Origin of the sequence: Paenibacillus sp. Dod16, from assembly GCF_049893405.1 — a bacterium.
Taxonomy (GTDB): domain Bacteria; phylum Bacillota; class Bacilli; order Paenibacillales; family Paenibacillaceae; genus Paenibacillus_AQ.
Genome location: NZ_JBNDYG010000043.1, coordinates 90,974 through 113,389, shown reverse-complemented (window position 1 = coordinate 113,389; position 22,416 = coordinate 90,974). Strand labels below are relative to the sequence as shown.

At 43.8% G+C, this 22,416-nt stretch carries 18 protein-coding genes and 1 pseudogene; 8 read left to right on the top strand and 11 right to left on the bottom strand.

The window, feature by feature from the left end:
- Positions 1-14: 14 nt before the first annotated feature.
- From ACPV3A_RS28250 to ACPV3A_RS28230, 5 genes and pseudogenes are all read left to right on the top strand, one after another.
- On the top strand, positions 15-899 hold the full coding sequence (locus tag ACPV3A_RS28250; RefSeq protein WP_426202843.1) for an FAD:protein FMN transferase: 885 nt from the start codon (positions 15-17) through the stop codon (positions 897-899).
- 137 nt (positions 900-1,036) lie between these two features.
- Positions 1,037-1,363: a hypothetical protein gene (locus ACPV3A_RS28245; RefSeq protein ID WP_426202766.1), complete on the top strand. Its 327-nt coding sequence runs from the start codon at positions 1,037-1,039 to the stop codon at positions 1,361-1,363.
- A gap of 241 nt (positions 1,364-1,604) precedes the next feature.
- Positions 1,605-2,723 (top strand): alpha/beta hydrolase, encoded by a 1,119-nt coding sequence (locus ACPV3A_RS28240; RefSeq protein ID WP_426202763.1) that lies wholly within the window; start codon positions 1,605-1,607, stop codon positions 2,721-2,723.
- A gap of 119 nt (positions 2,724-2,842) precedes the next feature.
- Positions 2,843-3,043: pseudogene (locus tag ACPV3A_RS28235) on the top strand (DUF4405 domain-containing protein); the annotation flags it as partial.
- Between the two features lie 157 nt (positions 3,044-3,200).
- Positions 3,201-3,566, top strand: coding sequence for a nuclear transport factor 2 family protein (locus ACPV3A_RS28230; RefSeq protein ID WP_426202761.1), 366 nt, complete (start codon positions 3,201-3,203; stop codon positions 3,564-3,566).
- Positions 3,567-4,743: 1,177 nt separating this feature from the next.
- On the opposite strand, the gene ACPV3A_RS28225 is transcribed toward ACPV3A_RS28230, so the two are convergent.
- Entirely contained in the window at positions 4,744-5,391 is a 648-nt protein-coding gene (locus tag ACPV3A_RS28225) for a helix-turn-helix transcriptional regulator (protein WP_426202759.1), read from the bottom strand.
- A gap of 164 nt (positions 5,392-5,555) precedes the next feature.
- On the opposite strand from ACPV3A_RS28225, the gene ACPV3A_RS28220 reads away from it, so the two are divergent.
- From ACPV3A_RS28220 to ACPV3A_RS28210, 3 genes are read left to right on the top strand one after another with little or no spacing between them, the layout of a single operon-like run.
- Positions 5,556-6,170 carry an FMN-dependent NADH-azoreductase gene (locus ACPV3A_RS28220; protein WP_426202756.1) on the top strand — a complete coding sequence of 205 codons (615 nt, stop codon included), beginning with the start codon at positions 5,556-5,558 and terminating at the stop codon, positions 6,168-6,170.
- A gap of 39 nt (positions 6,171-6,209) precedes the next feature.
- Positions 6,210-7,745 carry a DHA2 family efflux MFS transporter permease subunit gene (locus ACPV3A_RS28215; RefSeq protein WP_426202753.1) on the top strand — a complete coding sequence of 512 codons (1,536 nt, stop codon included), beginning with the start codon at positions 6,210-6,212 and terminating at the stop codon, positions 7,743-7,745.
- Positions 7,746-7,781: 36 nt separating this feature from the next.
- On the top strand, positions 7,782-8,924 hold the full coding sequence (locus ACPV3A_RS28210; protein ID WP_426202750.1) for an NADH:flavin oxidoreductase: 1,143 nt from the start codon (positions 7,782-7,784) through the stop codon (positions 8,922-8,924).
- Between the two features lie 182 nt (positions 8,925-9,106).
- Here the strand turns inward: ACPV3A_RS28210 and ACPV3A_RS28205 are convergent, their stop codons facing one another.
- The 10 genes from ACPV3A_RS28205 to ACPV3A_RS28160 form a co-directional block, all read right to left on the bottom strand.
- Positions 9,107-10,651, bottom strand: a complete 1,545-nt coding sequence (locus tag ACPV3A_RS28205) for a hypothetical protein (protein ID WP_426202748.1) — start codon at positions 10,649-10,651, stop codon at positions 9,107-9,109.
- A 12-nt stretch (positions 10,652-10,663) separates the two neighbouring features.
- Complete coding sequence (locus tag ACPV3A_RS28200) at positions 10,664-11,668, bottom strand: ATP-binding protein (RefSeq protein ID WP_426202746.1); 1,005 nt, start codon at positions 11,666-11,668, stop codon at positions 10,664-10,666.
- Between the two features lie 12 nt (positions 11,669-11,680).
- Entirely contained in the window at positions 11,681-13,621 is a 1,941-nt protein-coding gene (locus tag ACPV3A_RS28195; RefSeq protein ID WP_426202744.1) for a hypothetical protein, read from the bottom strand.
- The gene (locus ACPV3A_RS28190; RefSeq protein ID WP_426202742.1) at positions 13,602-14,276 is read right to left on the bottom strand and encodes a TnsA endonuclease N-terminal domain-containing protein; all 675 of its coding nucleotides are present in this window, start codon (positions 14,274-14,276) and stop codon (positions 13,602-13,604) included. Before ACPV3A_RS28190 ends, ACPV3A_RS28195 begins: the two co-directional genes overlap by 20 nt.
- Positions 14,277-15,244: 968 nt before the next feature.
- A complete protein-coding gene (locus ACPV3A_RS28185) occupies positions 15,245-16,624 on the bottom strand; it encodes an extracellular solute-binding protein (protein WP_339224021.1) in 1,380 nt (459 codons plus the stop codon).
- A 39-nt stretch (positions 16,625-16,663) separates the two neighbouring features.
- A complete protein-coding gene (locus ACPV3A_RS28180) occupies positions 16,664-17,533 on the bottom strand; it encodes a carbohydrate ABC transporter permease (protein WP_071220686.1) in 870 nt (289 codons plus the stop codon).
- A 61-nt stretch (positions 17,534-17,594) separates the two neighbouring features.
- On the bottom strand, positions 17,595-18,545 hold the full coding sequence (locus ACPV3A_RS28175) for a carbohydrate ABC transporter permease (protein ID WP_216531627.1): 951 nt from the start codon (positions 18,543-18,545) through the stop codon (positions 17,595-17,597).
- A gap of 276 nt (positions 18,546-18,821) precedes the next feature.
- A complete protein-coding gene (locus ACPV3A_RS28170; RefSeq protein WP_339224018.1) occupies positions 18,822-20,495 on the bottom strand; it encodes a ribonuclease J in 1,674 nt (557 codons plus the stop codon).
- Between the two features lie 208 nt (positions 20,496-20,703).
- A complete protein-coding gene (locus tag ACPV3A_RS28165) occupies positions 20,704-21,387 on the bottom strand; it encodes a DUF554 domain-containing protein (protein WP_339224016.1) in 684 nt (227 codons plus the stop codon).
- 70 nt (positions 21,388-21,457) lie between these two features.
- Entirely contained in the window at positions 21,458-22,273 is an 816-nt protein-coding gene (locus tag ACPV3A_RS28160) for a MerR family transcriptional regulator (protein WP_426202740.1), read from the bottom strand.
- Positions 22,274-22,416 lie beyond the last annotated feature (143 nt).

Below are 22,416 nucleotides of genomic sequence, written 5' to 3'. Positions count from 1 at the left end.
AGGGGGGAGAGCAGATTAACAGTTATCAGTTCAATGCCATAGGAACAAACTGGGATATTGAAACGAAAAAACCTTTGGGAGATATGTTGGAGGGACTCATCCAGGAACGAATCGAGCTTTTTGATCAGTCCTATTCCAGATTTAGGCCAGATTCAATAGTGTCCCGTATTGCATCTGCAGCTTATGGGGGTAAATTCGACTTCCCAGCAGACTCCACTTTGCTCTTTGATCTATTTGACCAACTCTATAAAGCAACTGAAGGGGCTGTTGATCCGCTTGTGGGACGTGAACTTGAACTCCTAGGATACGATAGCACTTACTCATTAAAACCAGTGTCCGATTCCATCCGAGAAAAAGCTTACGCTCAAGGCAAACCGGGATGGTTAACCAATGTTATCAGACATAGGACCTCGCTCATAACGGATCGTCCAGTTGTAATTGATGTTGGTGCAGCTGGAAAGGGATATCTAGTGGATATTATCAGCGAGATACTGATCGAAGAGGGATTATCCGAGTTCGTTGTGGATGGTAGCGGAGACATCCGGCATTCTGGGGAAACTAATATTCAGGTAGGACTTGAGCATCCTTTTGATTCGAATTTAGTAGTGGGCGTTTGCAAATTGAAAAACCAAGCACTTTGTGCATCTGCAGTAAATAGACGAACTTGGGGAGAGGGGTTACATCATATCATTGATGCTCGAACAGGTACTCCAGCCCAAGACATCGTTGCAACGTGGGTGGTTGCTGATGTGGCCTTGGTCGCTGACGGGTTAGCGACCGCGCTATTTTTTACAAGCGGTGAGCATCTTGCCCGATTCTTTCGCTTCTCCTATGTTCGAATGTTCAAGGATGGCCAAGCAGAAGTATCTAAGAATTTTGAAGGCGAGGTCTTTTTTTAATCGAATAGAAAGGGGATAAGATTAAGTCTATGTTTAGTAAGTGGATTTTTGTGACCGCAATGGCAGGAATCTCAATGTCCCTGACGTTGTCATCCTGCAGAACATCCAATGTACCTCTTAATCGTCAGGATGTCAGCTTGGAAGCTACAAGACCTGAGGCGAGGAATCTTTACAAAGACGGTAGTTACGAAGCTACTGGAAAATACGGAAGTCTTCCATCCTCGATTACAGTTAACCTCTCTTTGAAAAACAATGTGATTGAGAACGTCACAGTTACAACACATGCAACGAATCCGACTTCTCTTGAGCTCCAGCAACGATTCGCAGCTGCCGTTCCGGCCGTTGTCGTTGGTAAACGTATTGACGAAGTAAACGTTGGGCGTCTTGCAGGTTCCAGCGGTACCCCGAACGGATTTAACCATGCGATTGAGCAAATTCGGGAACAGGCACGGGCAGAGAAATAAAATATACCAGATACTAAAGTGCTCGAAAAAATAAGATCTCAAGCCTACATGGGAAAGGGGGTGAGGAAAAAATACAAATGATGGAATAGCAGTTTGATGGTCCAGCCGTACTCCCGATAGGTTCAAAGATGCAAAAGATGCATCGAACAAATCAAAGACATCTGCTTGAGCGAGCAAGCTATATTGTAAAACCATATCAGCTAGACAAGCTCTTCCAAGTTTAATTTATTGAGGAGGTTCAATGAAGTATACCAAACTATTCGCAGCAATCTTATTGTCAGCTAGCATTGTAGTACCGGGAAAAGCAACGGTTCTCGAAAAGAGCAAATCTAACCCGCTAATCATTCAAGAGCAAGGTAGCTTTGCAGTTGGTGGAACAGTAATTAATAATCCTGGGAATTTTGATCCCATCAAAATGCCTCCTGACGGACAGACGCTTCATGGTGATCATGCTTCTGTAACTTATCAATTACCTGTTAACGCCAGGAAGTTTCCTCTCATGTTCTTGCATGGTGCCGGCCAGTCATCAAGAACCTGGGAAACTACACCGGACGGTCGTGAGGGTTTTCAAAACATTTTCCTGCGCCGCGCTTTCGGTGTCTATTTAATCGACCAACCACGCCGAGGAGAGGCGGGACGCAGCACCGTTCCGAGCACAATTACGGCTACACCCGATGAACAGCAATTTTTCAATCAGTTTCGTCTCGGTAATTGGCCAGATTTCTTCCCAGGCGTGCAGTTCTCTAATGATCCTGATGCTTTGAACCAGTACTTTCGTCAAATGACGCCTAACACAGGCCCTTTCGATGCAGAAGTTATTTCAAATGCGGTGTCCGAATTATTCGATAAGGTTGGACCTGGAATTCTCGTCACTCATTCGCAAGGCGGTGGCCCTGGTTGGATGACGGCAATCAAGAACGAAAATGTTCGCGCAGTCGTTTCTTATGAACCAGGCAGTGGTTTCCTTTTCCCAGAAGGGGAGGCGCCACCTCCGATGCCTAGTTCAGCTGGCACACTGGAAGCGTCTAGCATACCTTTATCCGACTTCATGCAACTCACCAAGATCCCAATTGTTATTTATTACGGAGACAACATTCCGGATAAACCCTCGGAAAATCCGGGGCAGGACAATTGGCGTGTACGTCTGGAGATGGCGGAACTTTGGGCAGACGCTGTGAACCGTCACGGCGGTGATGCCACTGTAGTACATTTGCCTGATATTGGCATCCACGGCAATACACACTTTCCGTTCTCTGATCTGAATAATCTAGAAATCGCTGATCTTCTTTCCGAATTTCTTGAGGAAAAGGGCTTGGATTCGAGGCAAGATAAAGATCGGAATGGAAGCCCTCATAAATGAAGTGAAATGCAATAAATACGAGAAAGCAGCAGATCAGAACGATCCGCTGCTTTTTTAAGCTAAAGGGCAGGTTGGTTCAAGTGAGTTACTTTATAAAGGTTTAAAAAAACCTTCTATTTCTTGTATCCATGGTGATGGTAATGATAAGTTCTCTACTGATCTCTGATGACGCCTTTCCTTATTTCCCCATGCCTAATGATATGATTGTACGACAGATCCATGTTATGACTGCATATTGGGGATTCATCTTCATGGCAGTTCACATTGGACTCTCAATTCATTTGGTTTGGACGTTGATGAGTCTATCATTATATTTTTAATAGATTGCTTATGTATTATGGGAATTTATATCAGTGGGACTCATTATACGCTGCAATTGTTCAGACGGAGGAAAGAACTAAGGGCTAAGTCGGTAATTACTACGGTTCCTGAAAAAAAAGTTGGTTTAAAAAATGATATTGAAAAGGAGATACAACTATGGAACAAGCAATTATAGATCTTTCAAAAAATAAATGGGAATGGATGATGGAGAGACTACTAGACGATTTAAGAAATCTCTTTCACGAAAAAGCCGTTTTCGTTCACATGGGAGCTACATTTTCTAAAAAAGAGGAAATTGATGTAATTAAAAACGGTTCTATAATTTATAAAAATGTAGATATTCAAGAAACATCTGTTCAGCTAATTGGCTCAACTGCCATTCTTCTAAATAAAGTACGCCTGATTGCTGTTGTTGGGGGAAATGAAGTGACGAATCCATTTGTTGTTACAGAGGTATATGTGCTACAGGATGATCAATGGAAACTGGCATCAATGTCTTTCACAAGGCTGTTAGCACCATAAAGTAAAGTAATATTGATTGTAAAATCCAGTGAAAGTCGCTATTAAAGCGGCTTTTTTTGTTTTATCGGTTTAAGTTCTTGTCCCGAGAGGAGGGGGGATTAGAAAATGTCGGGTGACAATAACATTGTAACATTAGAAGCCGCTGAATATGCGGATTTTTATATTTATGTTATCAAGTTCTTGTCAAAACACAATGATAAAAAATCCGAACGAACATTTGATTTCAAATGTATTATCCATATTTGAGAAACAATTACCGAGAGTGGCTAAAGCAAGACAGAATAAAAACTAATCATCATGCTGCTACAAAACGCTGTGAAGATAAAATAATTGAAATTGAACAACGGATAATGTGTGGGGAAAGTGGCGGGGGKGATCGGTAGCCCGTTAAGCTAACGGGAAACGTTTTTCAGAAGAAAGAAACGTCATTTTAATAGTCTCAAGCCATATTTAGGACAAGAACTTGTATCGATTGCCGAAAAGGACAAGAACATGAGCCGATTACCGATTAGATAAGTATCTAACTTTGTTTCCATGCAATTTCATTAAGCTAACGGGCAGGTTAGTTTAATTTTAGTCACGGAGAAACGTAAAAAAAACTAAAAAGGAAGTGGTGACCCAACGTTGGCACGCAAAATCTAGGCAGCCCGCAGCGAGGATGTTCGTGGGACTGCCTAAATTTGTTGTGGTTACAGGTTGTAATTAGTGCCTTCGCCAGCGCCTGTGCGGGCGTTTACGTATACGTGAGAAACGCCTTCGATCCCATGTGACGGGAAATGCGTATACGAGCTTGCTGTTGTGGATTTCCAGCTTTGGCTTGCCCGAGGGGGTTACTTTTGGGCCAAGCTTCGCGGAGGCTTGCTTACATCAGCACAATAAAACTTTTTTATTTTATAGTTGGACACGCACAGAGGCAATAGATGAAAGGGCACCTGTATCAACCGATCGACATATGTACAAAATACGAGTTTTGTGTAACAGATGTTAAGTACAATCGCCTTAGATAGTTTTCCAACTGATTTTTGTCCAGTAACATTTAAATACGAACTCCAATAACATTGACCTCAAACTAACTCATTTAGTTCGTATTTATGTGTTACAGTTCTTGAAATTAGTTCGGAGTCAATGTTACCGTCCGTTTTGTGAGCCTTAGAGCATGCAGCTAGAAACATTAATATTAGATTACCGTCACTCGATAATCGCATCGGCTTCCGCCTGATAAGAGATACTCTACACGTTCGACGGTCACGCTATCGCCAAGCACCGATTGAAAGAGTTCGAGTTCATTCCGGCAAATACCGGAACATACCGCGGCAGCCTCCATGATCGGACAATGCTTCTGTACGAGTAAGTAGCTTCCATCCTCCTGCTCCTGTACTTCTGCGAAATACCCCTCGTTCATGCGGATCGTGGACAACCTTTGAAGCCTGTCCCTCAGATTTATCGCATCCGACAATTGCTCTTGATATTTTTTCTTCTGAGTAAGTTTATGGTCCTCGAGTATTCTCTCCAACCCTTCTTCTCCGTACGTGGTTCGGATCGATTGAAGCAAATCGACCGATAATTGCAAATATCCATTAGGAAACCAACGGTTCGCCGAGGCCGTCAGCCTCCATAATTTAGCGGGTCTGCCCATCGGGCGAGCCTCTTCTTCATATTCAACGACTTGTTGTTTCTGTAGTTCGTATAAATGCTGACGTACAGCCATCCCTGTCAATGACAATTTAGAAGCTAACGTAACGGCATCCATAGGACCATGCTGTTTCAGCAGCGTTACAATCACTTTTCTGGTGGATGTTACAGACGTTTCAACCTTCTTATTCAACGTATCACCGACTCCCACATCGTATTTCGAACAAATACTGCGTTCTCCACATTGTAAAGAAAAGCCTTGACAAAGTCAAAGGAAATGGATAAGTTTGTTTTATAAATAAAATACTTTATAAAGTTTTATCCATCAAAAGTTAATCGTGAACGGAGGAAAAGAAAATGACAACAACGTTATTTATTCAAGCGAACAATCGCCCAATTGAGCACGCCGTCAGTGTGAAAATGTACGAAGCATTTTTGTCAAGCTACAAGGAATCGCATCCACAGGATTGGATTATGGAAGTGAATTTATTTCATGAACATCTGCCCTATCTGGGGACCACAATGATCACGGGAAATTACAAAGTCGCTCAGGGCATGGCGCTCACCCAGGAAGAAGAAGCCGAGCAACAGATTGTCTGTAAATACCTAGAACAGTTTCTCGCAGCCGATAAAATTGTCATTGCATTCCCTCTATGGAATTTGACGGTTCCTGCTGTCTTACATACGTACCTGGACTATCTGCATCAGCCTCGCAAAACATTTAAATATACAGCGGAAGGAATGGTCGGTCTATTGCCAGACAAGAAGGTTGCACTATTAAATGCCAGGGGCGGCGTGTACGGGGAACATGACGAACTCGCGGTCAATTTCGTCAAAAAGCACTTACGGGTGTTCGGCATTCGGGACATCACAACGATTGTGATTGAAGGTCATAATCAGTACCCCGATCGCAGTCAGTCGATCATTGCGGAAGGACTCCGGAATACGGCGCTTGCGGCAAAAATGTTCTGATGGTGGCTGCATGTCGAAATAGAGAGGGGGATTCGCTTGGTGCAACAAAAAAAGGGCATCATCTTGATGTCCATCGCTTTAGGTTTGGTCCTAACCGCACTGGATAACACAATCGTATCGGCAAGCGTCAACATGATCATAGACGACATCGGCGGTCTGGATAAAGTCACCTGGATTTATACAACCTACGCGCTGGCCGGAGCCAGCACGATGTTGATATTCGGCAAGCTCTCCGACCTTTTCGGGCGAAAAACCTTGTATTTGATCGCAATCGGCATCTTTCTACTGGGCTCTGCGCTCTGCGGAACGGCCCAGACAATCGAGCAACTTAGCATCTACCGGGTCATACAAGGAATCGGAGCCGGCGGCATCTTTCCGATTTCCTTCTCCTTGATCTATACCTTGTACACCGACCCGAAAGAATCGGGGAAACTATCCGGGATATTCGGTGCGGTATTCGGACTTTCTTCCATTGCGGGACCGCAGATCGGCACGTGGATTTCGGAAACGCTATCCTGGCGTTGGGTCTTCTATATCAACATGCCGATCGGTATCGTCTCGTTCGTGGCTCTGCTCTTGACGCTTCGGGAATCCCGGGCGGAGACGAAACCGAAAATCGATGTGCTGGGTGCCATGCTGCTTGTCATCGCTACGGTCTGCTTCATGCTTGCGCTCGAAATAGGCGGTAAAGACGATGCATGGACCTCCTGGAGGATCATTGCTTTGTTCGGGGTCTCGGTTTTGGCGGTCATAAGTTTTTTCTTTGTGGAACGGCGGGCCAAGGAACCCTTATTGCCGTTGCAGCTCTTCAAAAACCGTATGGTGACAGGAACAAGCATCGTCGTACTCTGCCAAGGCGCAATTATGTCCGCCGCGATGATATACCTTCCACTTTATACTAATTATATACTTGGCGAAAGCAGATTGAATTTGCTGTTGACCCCGTTGATGCTTTCCATGATAAGCGGCTCGGTTCTGATTGGTTTTATTCTTACTCGCTTCAAAATACGGACCGTCATGGCGGTCAACATGGCGATCGGAATCGTTGTTTCTTGCTTGCTAATGAATCTTTCGCCTGCTGTCCCTTTTTGGCAATTTATTGGAATGGTTGTCTTGCTCGGGCTAGGAGTACTCGGCCCTCTTAACAGTCTGAGCCAGAACGCTGTCGTTTACAGTGTTGAAGAGCGCTTCATCGGCTTATCTTCATCGCTTGTCGGCTTCTACCGCAGCATGGGTGGCGTGATAGGTGCTTCGATTATGGCCGTCATCGTTAATTCTCAAATGACAACGTCGACCAAGACTGCAATTACCCGGTTCAACCTGAATCCGAATTCGGACCCGACCTATCATCCTCCGGACGCCGAAACCGTGTTACGATATAAGGATCGTTTTGAACCGGATCTGGTTTCCTACTTTACACATGCGATGGATCATGCCATCACACAAGGGTTTGTTCTATTTCTTTGCTTATCCGTCATCGGCGCAATCGCAGCTCTGACGGTCGGATCGATGAAAATAAAAAAACGGTCTGAAGAAACACCAAGAGCTCCCACGGGTTCAAAGCTTGAATTATGAAAAAAATTGAGATCAAACAAGGAGGATTTAGTCATCATGTCCAATGAATCAAATGAGAACGTATTTTCTGCCGTCCATCCTTCCGTACAACCCTTATTTACGCCATTCTCGATCGGCAAGCTGACGCTACCGAATCGAATCGTCATGGCACCAATGACCAGATCGTTCTCTCCGAACGGCATACCAGGTCCTGATGTTGCCCAGTATTACCGGCGCCGAGCCGAGAACGGGGTAGGTCTGATCATAACGGAAGGAACTGTCATTAACCATCTCTCGTCCGCTGAGGATCCGAACGTCCCCCAATTCTACGGTCCTGCTTTGAAAGGCTGGTCCTCCGTCGTAGAGCAAGTACATGCAGCGGGCGGTCTCATCTTCGCTCAATTATGGCATGTCGGCATGACTCGGAAAGTCGGGAGTCCTCCGAATCCGGAATCCCTCCCTATAGGACCGTCTGGTATCGATCTGTCCGGCAATCTGGTAACCGCACCTATGACCGAAACGGATATCCATTCCGTCATCGAGGCATTCGCTCAAGCTGCTGCCGACGCGAAGTTACTCGGATTCGACGGTATCGAAATCCATGGCGCGCACGGTTATTTGATCGATCAATTTTTCTGGAAGCAAACCAACCAAAGATCAGACCGATACGGTGGAGATAGCTTCGGGAGACGAACGCGATTCGCCGTAGAAATCATTCGCTCCGTTAGGAATGCCGTTGGTCCCGACTTTCCTATCGGACTTCGAATTTCTCAATGGAAAACCTCGAACTACACCGCCAAGCTGGCGCAGACGCCGGAGCAATTGGCGTCATTATTAGAGCCGCTAACAGCCGCGGGCGTTGACGTTTACCATTGTTCGACCCGGCGATTCTGGGAACCGGAATTCGAGGGCTCAGACCTGAATTTGGCGGGATGGGTCAGAGCATTGACCGGACGGCCGACCATTACCGTAGGATCGGTAGGCTTGGACGAAGAATTCATGAGTTCCTTCGCTCCCGGCCAAGTGACTCAGTTTAGCGACCTTGATGGCTTGATCGAAAGACTCGTGCGCAACGAATTTGATCTGGTCGCCGTGGGGCGATCGTTGTTGGTAGACCCAGGGTGGGCCATGAAAATACGGAACGGTCGATTCGACGAATTGAAACCTTTTACCGTCGAAGCGCTGAGAACCTTATACTGACGGTTATTTGAAAGAAATTCATTTGATTCATGATGCTCCATCAAAATGAAAAATATACGCTGAAAACGGCGTGTATTTTTCATTTTGCATATCCTACGTTGGTTAGCTTAAAGCCCATTTCCCACCCTCTTTTTAAGCTATCTCTTGATAAATATTATTTTCCATATACTTTTCGGGTGGCGTCAGCTTTGCTGGTATACCCCATAAGCCCCCGGTCTGTTTCGACAGATCAGTCTTTCGTATTGAATGGTATGTTTACTATTCATCCAGTAGTGAAATTCGATTACCTTCTCCCCTTTCTCTTCATTTGGTACTTTAATCAAGAAAAAGGGAAGGTTATTATACTGAAATGGCTGATACGACGTGTCCATACATAGTTGGTTATGGATTTCGCTTGAACTTCTCAACCTTGTTTCATGATCCGCAACGCGAATCCAATTTCTAAAATGGTTTAGCGAGATGTGCATGACAACCATGTTAATGATCCACTTCGTGGCCGCAAGATGTTTGTACTTCCTAAGATGGGAACCTCCATTCCAACTTTCAATAATGTGCAGTAACTCTTCATGATCAGTGTCTGAACAAAATTTTGGAAAAAGATTATCCGTAGAACGACGTGGACGATAGCCGTTATCAATCTCCCAATAGGTTTTATAGTTCTCGCTAAATTTTCTCCAGAAGACATAAGCATATGCATACGGACAATACGGTTCATCCTTGTATCTGAAATCTTTTATACACTGCCGGTGGTCTTTCATTACTGTTTTTCTCAATCGACTTGCGATACCTTTGATAGTAGCCACCGTACTCCAATATATCTCGTCGTGAATTTTGTATTGAAATCGATCGTACCATTTTTCATTCCGTAAAGAGTGATTTTCATTTATGGCAGACTCTAATTCCAAGTATTTGTTTAGGTTGTTTCCGTATCGCAAAATATTTTTTGTCGACCGTAATATCACGTGATTATTATGAGATTCATCTTCATTCAAAATCACGGATAATATATTGTTTAACATATCAGGATATTGTTCTTCATCAAGGGCTTCGAACAAAATCAAATCCCCAAGAATTGATTTCTCCTCAGGGATCAAATGCAACCACTTTTGCACGTCATCATTAACAATATCAAGGTTATTATGATTCCATTGTTCAAAAGGAAAACTGGTATTCAAAAATTCATAGCCGCACTCACACTGGAAAGGACTTGCAAAATGCTCGTCGCTAAGTTCGTAATTAAAGGTATGATCGCAACCTGGGCATCTTTGAATTAATGGTTCATTATGAATAGGGCAGTTATGAATTAATTTAAATTGATGAAGGATGCTGTGGTATCCGAATTTCATGCATTCGTTGCAAATACATAAATGATCCCTTAGATACTGCCCCGTTCTGCGTGGCAGGGTATTAATTATGTTCTTTATATTTTCTTCATTAGTCTGTTTGAAATCATGGCCAAACACCTCAGCCAAGCGCAAATTGTCAAAGCCAGACAAAGAATATAAATTGGAGTTATTCTTAGTGCGTCTAAGCACTTTTTTATTCTTTATTTCCTCTGTTCCAAAAATTTCAAGGACATCCCTGTCTTTGACCGTGTTTGCATACTTAAATTTCTCGAAAAGACTCCATGGTGATTCAAATTCGTGAACCCAATTTTCATTCCAACAATAATTGTTTTTTATTCTCGCTGTGGCATGAAATGTCGGAAGAACAAAGATCTTGCCCATTCCTCCAACCCCCTATTTCTTGATTACAGATTCATGCAAAAGTTCAGCCGTTATGTAGCCAGAGGATTCAATTGCCCTCCTCCATTGTTCAATTGTCGGCCAGTAATTACCAGTATTTGCGCCAAATCGTTTATAGACATATTCTATCGTTAGCATTAGGTATTGCATCGGAATGTCGATTTTACGTAAACCCGCAGAGGATGCGCACTCTTTAAGCAATTCAAACAAATTCGTCACTTCATTCTCAAGTCGATGTCCATCATTAAAAGCTTCTGGAAAATAATTACGTGTAAAACTCCAACCTGAACCAATGGGATATTCAGACTCCTGGTCGAAACTGGTTAAACAATATTTGAGGTCTTCAAGATTTTGAATGCCTGTAAACTCGTGATCCTGTGACATGAATCGTCCTACAATTTGCGTCTTCTTCGTACGGATAAAAGCCGATCTTTGATGGATAAGTTCCGGTTGTCCTACCAATATAACTGTCAGTTGAATCCCTGCTTTGTCCAAATCATTGTAAATATCCATCAGACAATTGTATTGAAGCTCGCTCAATCGTTGAGCATCATCCATGAAAAAAACAATCCGTCGATTTTCCAGCCGAATGCCCTGTTCGATTAAATATCGGGTAAGACGAACCCTTTTTTCGGAGGTCGAACCTTTAAAAGCTAAATCGTGGCCAACTCCAGATAGAAGATCCTCATAGAATGATCGCTCAGTCGGAGATTTACTTTGGTAGCTGCTCAAGTCATATATACTAAGACGATTATTATAATCAGCCGGCAAGATATGCATCAAAAACGATATGGCGCGACTTTTGCCGAGTCTAGGGCGGCCATAAATGATTCCCCCTGGAGAGCGATTCTCTATCCATTGGGTCACTACTTCATACAAGCGGTTTATCTCTTCCGTTCCAATTAAGTATCGACCTGTCTCGATTGGATGAGTGCCTGCGGGGACAAAGGGACGGATGATCTCATCACCAGGATTTATTGAGTTTTTGAGCGCTTTCATTCTACACCCCCGTTAATATAGTATTGTTTTTCTTAATTTACTTGGTGGCTCTTTTCTGTCTATTGGTTCGCCACTCTTCTTTTCTACTTTCTTCGGCTGCTGAGCCTTTACAATGTTATGATCAGGTTTAGGAGTTGGAGGTTCCGGTTCAGTTGGATTTTGCAGCGGTTTATCTTCAAAGTCTTTTTGGTGCTTCTGCGCTGCTGCCAACTTGTTTCGGTCCTTTTTATTTGTTGTTGCTTTTTCAGACAAATAATTTAAATAAATTTGAACCGGGTCATCGTTATAACCAAATTCTAGAATACGGTCATTTTTTAATTTATTAATTTGTTTTCGCATTTGGAGTGTGTGGGGGGTTAAGCCCCATTTTCCTGATGCCGTAAGGATACCAAATTCACTTCCATCTTCGAAGAATGCTTTGACATAACGCAAATCATTAATGTTTACAACTAAATGCAACTGTTCACCGGCTAAATCAAACATTCGGGCAAGGATCTCATTCGTATACTCAGCGCCCTCATAATTGATATAGGGTCGCCTGCCATGTTTAATACTTCCATTTACTTTTCGTGTTATTTTTAATGAGACAAAAGTATATTCATCACGATATTCTTCTTTTAAATACCGAACCGGTAACCCTTTTTCCATGCGTTGTCTCATGGCTTCCAATGGTGTTAAACCATATAACGCATGATGAGGCGTGTTGTTATAATCAGCAATAATAACTTCTGTGATTTCCTCAAGATCTTTTACAGTTATGTCGAACCGGCGGGCATTTTTTTCAGGGTCCCGCCGCCGCGGATCATCGGGATTGCTTCCTGTGGTATTAGGAAAACGATGGAACCCATTTTCCTCTAATTTTTTAAAGAATCGTTCGATAATTCCCCGCCTTTCCGGCATTTCTACCGGACCAGGATTCATGTGAGCGCCAACTTTTTCAGTAATCGTTTTTTTGACTATAGTAGCTAGGTTCGCTTGTCCGTTATCAACTAAAAATTCGTCCCATACCGCCCATTTTGCCTGTTCAATAAGACCGGATGGGAAACCGGCGCCTTTAGGATAAGAAATCCCTGAAATTGAAAATTGAATAGGTTTCCAAGGAATAATCGCATTTTCTATGCATTTTAATACGTCGTAACTGCTATATTCAGCTCCGTAACTTATGTGGTAGCCTAGGATAGCTCGTGTTGGCTCATCGATAATGGCAAGCAGCCATAAACGCTCCAAAATCTCAGTAATCTGATCTCCAATAGGCGTAGTAAAATGTATGGTGAACATTGCATCAATACGGTGACCGTCAAACTGCACTCTTTGGTAGGGACGATATATCTGAGGCGTAGCAGTGTTTCTTTTTGAGGGATCGGATTTAATTTTTCTTGCACCCTCATCGCCATAACGTTTAGAGGCTTGATAAAAATTCATTGCTTCAAGAGATTTCAAATATCGATACAACGACTGTCGTGAAACCGTTTTCGTATTCATTGGATATTCGGAGCTAGGGATGTTTGATTCCCTGCACAACCTGACGAAATCAGCGTGGATTTCTTTTAATCCTTTTATGGGCTGCAGATTTTTTCTTTTTCGGTTCAGGAACCATTCATCGATATGATCTTTTATCGTTGGATACTTGGCTAAAAACAACTGGAATGGACCCGATTCCTCCTCATTTTCGACTCTCTTGCGAGGAATTAATGCACGGTATCCCCATTCTTGGCCGTTAGGGTCTAAAGTGAAGCAACGCTCAAGGAAACGGTAAAGTTCTGATCGTACTACTCCCGTTTCATTTTTTATTACATCCAAACTTTCTTCATCAAAGTAAAGGTCTATAGCACGTTTTCTTTTTAAAAATATCTCTTTCTTATCGGGAATCAAGGCATCTTCCAAGACCGACGCCCAATTTTTGGGGTTAATTTCGTTGGTATTACTAAACTGTTCAACTTTCCTTCTGCTCATTGCATTCAACCTCCGTAAGATCTGTAAGCGGTGCACTCTTTAATTCGCCACGCCATAAACCAGCGAAAATCAAATGATAAATCGCGGCAGCGACCCATGGTTGGTTATCTATTTCGTTTTTAATACTTCTAATTGTTGTCTTTCTATGGCTCAATACATTTTGCAAGCGTTTTAACTTTAATTCGTCAGGGAATGGACTATCTCGCACATGTGTAAGGATGATCTTCATATTTTCAATAAAATATGAATTCTCGTATAAGAACTTTTCAGTGTGAACAATATGCTCATAACCATTTTCCTCACACCATTGCTTTTGGCATAATATCTGTTTCAGCGTTTTGTTATTCTTTGGATTATTGGGGTCTATATCATTTGAATATTTGACCTCAATATAAGCTTCAGAACCATCGATTCGCCGAATCCACATATCAATGATCGAGGTCTTTATTTTTCCATCGACGATTGAATGTGCTTTTACCGGTTGCTCACAGAAGGTAATTATATACGGGTTAGTTTCTACGTATATCCAATTGGCATACTCTAAATCACTATATAAATTGACATCTCTTTTTAGTTTTGGGCTAAAGCCAATCCAATGGTTACTACCGTACCGGGTTTGCTTGAACTTAATTATGGGGGTGTATTTATTGTCCATATTTTAGTCTCCGATTTCTATAAATCTAGTAATCTATTCCAATTGTACGACTTCTCGAAAAAGTTTGCAATTGCATGTTATAAAACGAAAAAGTTCGCATTTTCGCGTTACCGTCGGTAACCCTGAAATACGAACTTTGAATCAAACAAATGCCGATATGACTGGGTTGTCACATGGCATAAAGTTTGGAGTTTTATGTTACTGTACAATTTTTCTGATATTTTGCTTAAATCCTACAATTATTACTTATACTCAACTTTGTCATCGTTCTCTTCCGTTTCTAATCAACTATTCGGTTGGTTTTATTTTTTCACTCAAATTTTTCATCATTCGATTAAGTCTCACTTGAATTGCACTTAAATCCTAGCTTTAATCAATCATCATAAATATCGATCATCGCCTCGATCGTTTTGAACGTTTTTCACTAAATCTTAATTTCGTGTGATCATCCAGATTCATTTATAATAAGTTTTTTTGCTACACCGTCTAGATTGTTGATTTAGTTTTTTTTGATCATTACCTGGATTATGTTTATCTATTGTTTTTTCTTTCATCACATCATCACTAGTACTTCCTGAAAATTGTTGTCCTTGTTATTTTACGTTGCCTCCCTTCTATATTCTTATCATTTACCATTTATTGTTATTTTATGTGTGATTTCAATATCTATTTTATTCGCTTTGAACTCCATGATCGCCTTATTCCGGTCTACATACCAAATATCACAAAAAAAACCGGCCATATAGGTCGGTTTTTTTCCGGGCAGCATCGAGATCATGCACGTTTTACATAATACTGGAATATATTGTGTTGTTTGACTCATATAATCATCATGATTAGGCCCGTCTCTGCAGGGATAGGATTACCTAAGGTTTTCTAAAGTCTTCTCATGCGGTGGAAAACCCGCGATTCCGTAGACTTTACGTTACAACCACGCCAAATCGCACCCAGTGCAGTCCCCTCCTGATTTACTTCAGATTTGCCGACCATTTCTCAGCACGAGCCTGCAGATCATCCAGAAACTTCTGAATATCCGGTGCGTTTCCGGATGCAGCCTGGCTTATAAATCCGTTAATGGCTGGAGCGATATCGCTCATATAGAACGGATTGGCTTCATCCATGAGCTCCGAGTGGCCAACATCTGCGATTTCGAGTGCTTTCTTCACAAATTTGTCTTCCGGCGTTACGAAATCAGCGTTTTTAAGTGTCGGAGTACTGGAGAAGTTTTCATACATATATTTTTGCGTCATGTAGCTGGTCAAAAACTTTAACACTTCCCATGACGCATCCACATCTTTCGCATTCTTCGCCATGATGAACGGGTCAACCGCAACCCAGCCTTCGCCTTTAGGCCCCATGTTCAGCACAGGCTCAAATCGGTCCAGCAGCTCTTTATTCTGCTTCGATCGGTATTCACTCATCGTAGAGCCGCCGGTGGAATCAAGGGCAATGGCGATATTGTTCTTCTCCAGACCGAAGTTCTCAGCTCCCTGGGCATTCACGAATCCTGCCGGCGGCAGTTGTGCGGCTTCTTTCAGCCATTCCAGCACTTTGACCATCTCCGGTGAATTCAAGTGCCATTTAATGTTCTTGATATCTTTCAGCGATCCTTCCGCTCCTTTGGCGCCATAAGCAAGGGTTAATGCAACAAAGGTGGAACCATTTAATGAATTGCCGCTCCAATACAGACCGAAATTGTCTTCACCGGTTTTCGGGTTTTTGCCGGTCATTTGCTTGGCTTTCTCCAGAATTTCATCCGGTCCTGGCTGTGCCGACAGTGTTTCAACACCCCAGTCTTCAAACAGCTTCTTATCATAAATGGTCATCCGGCGGCCAAGAACGGCAGGAATCCCAAACTGCTTGCTTCCATCGGGCGACTTGGTGCTGTAGGAGTTGTTCATAATGCCTTCCAGATAAATGCTCGGGTCAAACGAAGTATCCTTTTCAATCAAGTCGTCCAGATCACGCAGAAGCCCTTCCTGGTACCATTGCGATGCAAAGGCTCCGCCAGTATACAAGACATCCGCATCGCCGGAGAGCAGCATGGCCGTTTGTTTGGCTTTTACGTTCTCCCAAGGAATTTGATAAACCTCCAGCTTGATGTTCGGATACATTTTTTTGAACGTTTTATCCAAATATTCGTTGAGTCCGATGGTCGGGTTACCTGTCAGCGCATCAATTCCGTTATCCAGCTGCCAACCTGCCAGCGCAACGCGAACCGTTCCTTTCATATCCGATACTTTTTCAATTGTAACGCCGCCTGTTACATCTTTTCCCGAACTGCCTGAACAAGCGGCCAATGTAAACACCAGCACGAATGACAGGATTAGCAGTACAGCTTTTTTCATCACATCAACACCCCCGCATAAATTTAGCTTTATTCTGAATTATTGCTTGATACCAGATAGCGCAATGCTCTCGATAATATAACGCTGCAGGAACATATAAACGACGATAACCGGAATGAGGCTCGTAGTCGTGGCCGCCATAATAATGGATGGCTGTTGATTAATACCGTTGTTATACGTAAACATGGCCAATCCAATCTGGATGGTGTACTTGGCAGCCGATTTCAGGATCAGCAGCGGCCACAGCATATCGTTCCATACGCCTAAGAACAGCAGAATGACCATGGTGGCGATAATGGGCGTGCACAGAGGCAGATAAACCCGGCTGAATACGGTGATTTCCTTGGCGCCATCCAGAACGGCCGCCTCCCTTAGACTGCTGGGTAATTGATCGAAGAAGGCTTTGGCTAAAAAGGTACCGAACGCATAGTTCATGGCCGGCAAATAAAAAGCCAGGTAGTTGTCGACCAGTCCGAGTTTGCTGAACAGCAAATACTGCGGAATCATCGTCATTTCGAACGGAATCATCATCGTGCTTAGCGCCAGCAGCAGGACGAAGTTTGCTCCTTTGAAGCGAAGCTTGGATAAGGCATAACCGGATAATAGTGCAGACAACGAGCTGATAATGATGACCCCTGCACTTACAAGCGTGGAGTTGCCGATATATCGGAACATATTGATGTTGGTGAAGGCGGCTTCATATGTTCGAATCGACGGCTCCTCCGGCCATATTTTCGGTGGGAATGAAATATTTAATCGTGCAGCCCAATCGAAGCTCGTTACCAGCATCCATAAGAATGGCACAATCATGATGAATGAACCTACCAACAGAACCAGCGTTAGGATCAACTGTTGAAGTGTAATTCGTTTACGGCGCACAGGCTCTTTGGGTAAGGCAGAACTGCTCATAGTTAACCTCCTGTCTTCTGGAATAAGGTTCCCCTACGGACCCGAATCATGGATAATGGCATTAGTCCAAACTGTCTTTGCGGCGGTTGAGCAGCATGAGGAACACGGTTAGGATGAGTATGATGACGAATAACAGATAGGATACGGCCGTAGCCAGCCCCATCTGCGAAGAGAGAAACGCATTTCGGTAAATATACAGCACCACGGTCATCAAGCTTCCCCCCGGATTGCCAGCGGTTCCGCCGATTAACCATACATCCGTAAACCGTTTCATTCCGCCGATGGTTCCCATGATGAGCATGAAAACAAAGATTGGACGCAAGTATGGAATCGTAATATACCACCATTTTCGGTAGGTGCCGGCTCCATCCACCTCTGCAGCTTCATACAGATCACGCGGAACGCTCTGCAAACCAGCCAGAAAAATAATGGTGTTATACCCAAGCGCGCCCCATAAACTCATGAGCACGATACTGTAACGGGCCACTTCCGGGTTCGTGAACCAGCCGACTGGATCAAGGCCGAACAAACCAATCACAAAGTTGATCAGCCCTTCCTTGGACGGAAAAAACAAGAAGGAGAACAACAAGCTTGTAGCAACGCCTGACACGACATTGGGCAGAAAGTATACCGCTTTGAAAAAATTACGTCCCAGATGCCATTTCAGATTATTAATTAAGCTCGCTAAAACAAATGATAGTGCGATTCCAAGCAGTACAGACCATATCCCCATGACAAACGTATTTGAAAGCGCTTGCCAAAATAAGGAATCTTCTAATGCGTATTGGTAGTTGCTCAGGCCCACCCAGGTGCCGGATAAATTGAGCCCGGATGTCTGATGAAAACTCATAAACAGTGCGGCGAACATAGGATAAATGGCAAACACGATGACTCCGATAATGAGAGGGGCGCTGAATAGATAGCCCATCCAGTCATTGCGCGTAAATCTGAACTTTCGTTTAGCCCATTTTCCATGCTCCGCTGTCCATTTCCCTTCTGGGGTGGATGACAAACCGATCCTCCTCCTTTCGTTAATAACCGGATCCATTCCGGTAATCGGACAAGACGTTCATGTCCATTCTGTAAATGGTTATGTGGACGAATCCGGATTATGTGTTATTCTTTTTTTCACAGACGTGAACGGAAGAACAACACCTTCAGCGATTCCTTATCGGCAGTGTATGCAGCGGCCCGCATCCGGGTGTATGCCTACAACGACCATGTTTCGAATCTCACTGAAAAAAGCACAGCCTGAAATAGGCTGTGCTTTTTTTATAATTCAAAAGGCTTATACCTCGATAATGATGGGCAGAATCATCGGCCTTCTCTTTGTCTCGCTGTATATGAATTTCCCGACATGATCTTTCAAGGTCTGCTTGATCAGATTCCATTGGGTGGACCCGGTTTCCGTTAAATCCTTCATGGAAGACATGACGATATCGTGGATTTGCCCCATAAATTCCTCCGAATCTTTCACGAAGATGAAACCTCTGGATATGAGCTCAGGCTTCGCTACCATCTGCTTTTCCGTTTTGCTGAGCGTGGTTACGATAATGAGCATCCCGTCCGATGACAGCTGTCTACGGTCCCGCAAAACGATGTTGCCCACGTTCCCGATCATCAATCCGTCCACCAGGCTGTTGCCTGAAGGGATTTTTGGACCTAAGGAGGCCATTCCCTGCTGGATTTGGATCGTGTCGCCATTCTGAATGATGAACACATTCTCATTAGGGATCCCCACGGATTCCGCCAGCTGACGATGCTGATACAGCATTCGGAATTCACCATGAACAGGAATCAAATAATCCGGTTTCATCAAGGTGAGCATTAATTTCAACTCTTCTTGGCTGCCATGCCCGGATACGTGCATCCCTGAAGCTGATCCGGACCCGTAGATGACCTGAGCACCCAGCACGTACAAGTTATCGATCACATGAGCCAGGTTCCGCTCATTTCCAGGTATGGCTCCTGCAGCAATGATGACGGTATCGCCGGGCAAAATCTCGATATGGGGATGCTTGGAGTTGGCCAATCGTGATAAAGCTGCCATAGGTTCCCCTTGACTCCCCGTGCACAGGACGGCAATTTTGTCCGGTGGATAACGCTCGCTGTCGCCTGCATCAATGAGTAAGTCATCGGGGATATTTAAGTAGCCATGCTCCTTGGATACGGTGACGACATTCACCATGCTGCGGCCGAGCAGAATGAGCTTTCGCCCTGTTTCAGCGGCGGCATCGATGATCTGCTGAACACGGTTCACGTTCGACGCAAACGTAGAGATGAATACCTGCTGTTTTGCCTGTGCGAATGCTTCCAGGATATGTCCGCCAACGAGACGTTCCGAAGGCGTAAATCCCGGTCTCTCGGCGTTTGTGCTTTCGGATAATAACACCTTTACCCCCTGCTTGCCGATATCAGCCATCCGATGCAGATCCGGATATGGTCCCTTCACAGGAGACATGTCAAATTTAAAATCCCCCGTGTGGACAACATTGCCTTCTGGCGTCTGAAAGACGATACCCACGCAGTCCGGAATGCTGTGGCTGGTCGAAAAAAAAGAGGCATGGATGGCGCCCGCTTCAATGGTGGAATTTGCATCAATCGTGTGGAGCTCGGAATCACGCAGAAGGCGATGCTCTTTCAGCTTGATTTTAATCAGCTCAATCGTGAGCTTCGTCCCATACACAGGGATCGGGAGCTGCTTCAGTAAATAAGGTATCCCTCCGATATGGTCCTCATGTCCGTGTGTGACAATAAGAGCTTTGACTTTATCCGCATGGTCCAGCAAATAGGTGAAGTCAGGCACAATTAAATCAATGCCGGGCAGGTTTTCGTCTGGGAACTTGGAACCGCAATCAATGACCACGATATCTTGATCATACTGAATGAAGTACATGTTCTTACCAATTTCATTAACGCCGCCTAGCGCTGCGACCAGCAATCTATGTTCAGCTATATTCATAACGATGAAGCCTCCTTCTGTCTATCCACCTAGTCCAATTCTTCGTTGCTGTCGGTTCTCCTATATTATTGAAATTGTCACAAAACTTATGCACCAAGGTAAACAATGGTTCATTCCGCGAGCGTGGTATGGAAGAACAGCAAAAAAAACCGCCATCTGTAGGCGGGCTATCCTTGAAATGAAGATAAGGCTGAATCCGGGTTTCGTATTAAAAACCGAGCAGGTTTTTAAGCGTAATGAATACGACCGGGATCAACAGCGATGGCGTGAGATTCATGGTTTTGAAATTCCGTATACCCAAAATGTTTAAGCCTGAAGCAAAAATTAATATGGCGCCAATGATGGATATTTCGGTTAACAGCTCCGTTGTAATAAAGCCAGAGGCTGCGCCGGCCATCACGTACAATAACCCTTGCCAACAAAATGTGGCCACGGCTGATAGAACAATGCCAATGCCGAAGGTTGAAGCCAGTACGATGGACGTCACGCCATCCAGAATGGCATTGGTGAACAGATAGGTATGATTATTATTCAAAGCGCTCTCGATCGGTCCGATAATGGACAATGTTCCCATACAGAACAACAGAATGGCCGTTGTTAATCCTTCAGCCAAATTACCCTTGGTGAACCTCGACACCGCTTTTTTAAATCCCTGCTCCAGGTTCAGCTTCTCCCCGATCAGACCGCCTATGGCAAGACTTATAATGAATAAAACGGGATATTGGCTATCCGGCATATACTTCACGATTGAATTCACACCAAGTGCCATGACGGCCAAACCCATCGCCTGCATCAGGATGTCCTGATAGGTTTCGCTCATCCCCTTCTTAAATACATTTCCAATCGTGCTGCCTACAACAATGGTTGTTACGTTTACAATGGTTCCAATCACAGTCGTTCTCTCCTACTAAATATGTTTTGATACAAAGAATAAACCCTCCAGCAGCTGGAGGGTCAATCGTTTATTTAGCAAGCATTTGAATTTCGGTTACGAATTGAGAGGGATCACCGGTAAGCCCGTAATCAATGTATGTGATCTCCAACGCATCCTCGATCAGGCTGTATCCTTTTCCCTCGATATAATCCAGGAGCATTCTATAATGAGGCGCTGCATCTTCGTGTGTCCCGGCAAACCGAATCGTAATATAAGTGCCTTGGGGCCATATCTTCTCTTCGACCTCAGTGCTGCTGCGCGCACTTTCCTGCTCTACAATGACAAAAATGGAGTCATATTCATCAAATTTACTTTGCATTAAACGATTAATCGAGATCGATAATCCTACTTTGCCAAGGAAAATGGTGGACTTCATTTTGGTGCTGTTCTCCAATAATCGGATCGGCATATCCAGATTGTCGCTTTTATGTATGTTCTGTTTGAGCAAAACCATCACTCTCTCGGGAAACTCGACTTCCCGAATTTTGTAGAGCTCTTCCTTATTCGAGGCATCTTCGATCTGCTCAATTCGGCTTTTGATCTTCGCCCGGATTCTTTGATATTCCTCAATTTTCTCTTCGGTTCTGAGCTGCTGCTCCTTGAGCAGGGTTAGTATATGGTCAATCTCCCGATCATCCAGAAAAAGCTTAATGTCCTTTAAAGGGATGCCAAGCGCCTTGAGATACAGAATGGTATTCAGCTGCTCGAATTGATCGACCGAATAATAACGGTAATTTGTCAGATGATCCACGGTTGCCGGTTTAAATAAATCAATATCGTCGTAATACCGGAGGGTGCGGATATCGATCTGAAAAAGCTTGGATATTTCACCGATCGTAAACATATCATCTCTCCTCTCCTTAACAGCCTATACCCTTCGTTAAATTTGCACAATTAAATGATAGGATATGCAGCAAAATACAACCAACTTCTCATCAGCTATATTACGAAATGCATCATTATACTTCGTGTAAAAAAACAAAAAGA